Raw genomic sequence first — 2094 nt, 5'->3', positions numbered from 1 at the left:
GTGCCGATCTCGATCGCCAAGGGCGAGAATCGCGGCCAGCAGATCACCTATCACAACGTCGTGCGCAACCTGCTCAAGGTCGGCGACTGGAACGGACGTGCCGAAAGCTGGACGGTGCCGATCGAGAACCTGACGCGTGACGGCGTCGACGGTGCGGTGGTCTATGTCCAGGACGGCAGCCGCGAGAAGCCGGGCCCGATGCTCGGCGCGGCGTATACGTCGCTGCACTGATTCGATTCTCTCGCTCCAAGCGTCGCACTCGCTCTCACGCCTCATGGTGAGGAGCGCGCCCTTGCGCGCGTCTAGCGGACGATGCTTCGCATCGCCGCGAGAACCATGCAGGCCCTGCCGATGCATCTCGGCCTCGATCCTTCGAGACGCCGCGAACAGCGCGGCTCCTCAGGATGAGGGGAGAGAGTTTGCGGAGGGATGGAGAGAGGCTCGTCGAGCCAGAAACAGACCCAAACAAAAAAGGACCAACTTGCGTTGGTCCTCCTTGCCGTGCGTACAGACCCGATCCTAACGACCCCGGGGGGCTGGGGGCTGAGGAATCCGGAACCGACAGGACCGGGTCAACGCACACAGGTCTTTTCGCAGTGCAGGGCGGCAGTCGCTAGGCGGAAAAGCGGCGATACTATGATTCCTGCTAACGATCCCGTGACGGTTTGCCGCTGAGAAGTTCCACCGTTGCGTGTGCGCTGGTTCGCTCCGGACTGGCAGGTTTCGCCTGGAACCTCTTGCAGTAGGGAACGGTTGGCGCGATCATGCAACTGTCATGATCCGCCGCCCGGGGACGGTTTCGCGGATGCGATCATGCTGATGCGACAGGAGGCGCTCGATGAGTCTGACGTCGGAGGATGCCGATCCGAGCGAGCAGCGCGCAGTTGCGCGCCCCACCGCTGCGAACGCCCAACCTGGCCGGGTGACGTTCAATCGGCTCGAACTGCACCGCATCCTCAATCTTTACGGCCGCATGGTCGCCGACGGCGAGTGGCGCGACTATGCCATCGACTTCCTCAGAGACCGCGCCGTGTTCTCGGTCTTTCGCCGCGCCTCCGAGGTTCCGATCTATCGCATCGAGAAAGACCCGCGGCTCGCGCGCAAGCAGGGCATGTACAGCGTGATCTCTGCGACCGGCCTGATCCTGCGCCGCGGCCACGAGCTGGAGCGCGTGCTCTTGGTGATCRACCGCAAGCTGGCGGTGGTTTAGCCGCACGAACAGCGCCGTAGGGTGGGCAAAGGCGCAACGCGCCATGCCCACATACTTCCGCAATTGTCGCAGCATGGTGGGCACGCTACGCTTTGCCCACCCTACAAGCTGGCGGTGGTGTAGCCGTAATCCCGTAGCCCGGATGGAGCGAAGCGCAATCCGGGGCCGCTGCGGCCGCGGACAAACTTGTCCCGGATTGCGCTGCGCTCCATCCGGGCTACGAAAGCCCTACTTCCCCGGCACTGTGCTCGCGCCTTCGCCGAGCTCGCGCTGCATCATCACCGTGTCGAGCCAGCGGCCGAATTTCAGCCCGACGCTGGGATGCGTGCCGATCATCCTGAAGCCGCCCTTGGTATGCACGCCGATCGAGCCGGCATTGGCGGAATCGCCGATGACCGCGATCATCTGGCGGAAGCCGCGCGCCTCGCATTCGGTGACCAGCCGTTGCAGCAGCAGAAACCCGATGCCGCGGCGGTGGAAGGAGGGGTCGAGATAGATCGAGTTCTCGACCGTGAAGCGATAGGCCGGCCGTGGCCGGTAGGCGCCGGCATAGGCATAGCCGGCGACGCGTCCGTCGAGCATGGCGACGAAATAGGGATAGCCGCCGTCGACCAGCGCACGGTAGCGGCGCGTCATTTCGCTGAGGTCGGGCGGCGCCAGCTCAAACGTCGCGGTGCCCTCGCGGACGGCCTGCTTGTATATGGCGGTGATGGCGGAAAGGTCGGCCTCGGTGGCGGGCCTGATTTCAGGTTCGGACATGGGGACAAGATTAGAGCCTTCCCGGGACCGCTGGAAGAGGCAACGGTGTTGCCCCACCCGTCATTGCGAGCGTAGCGAAGCAATCCAGAAATGCATCCGCGGAGGGACTCTGGATTGCTTCGCGG

At 64.4% G+C, this 2094-nt stretch carries 3 protein-coding genes; 2 read left to right on the top strand and 1 reads right to left on the bottom strand.

Going from position 1 to position 2094, the window contains the following annotated elements; genetic code table 11:
- Nucleotides 1-231: DUF1223 domain-containing protein (locus ACXJL8_RS39560; protein WP_456686869.1), on the top strand; the 231-nt coding region annotated here is incomplete at its 5' end.
- A gap of 607 nt (nt 232-838) precedes the next feature.
- Nucleotides 839-1210 (top strand): DUF2794 domain-containing protein, encoded by a 372-nt coding sequence (locus ACXJL8_RS39555; RefSeq protein ID WP_456686868.1) that lies wholly within the window; start codon nt 839-841, stop codon nt 1208-1210.
- 228 nt (nt 1211-1438) lie between these two features.
- Here the strand turns inward: ACXJL8_RS39555 and ACXJL8_RS39550 are convergent, their stop codons facing one another.
- Entirely contained in the window at nt 1439-1969 is a 531-nt protein-coding gene (locus ACXJL8_RS39550) for an N-acetyltransferase family protein (protein WP_456620787.1), read from the bottom strand.
- Nucleotides 1970-2094: the final 125 nt, after the last annotated feature.

The organism is Bradyrhizobium sp. P5_C11_2, from assembly GCF_054049755.1.
Note: the sequence above shows the minus strand (reverse complement) of the source record. Positions and strands in the feature narration are given on the sequence as shown.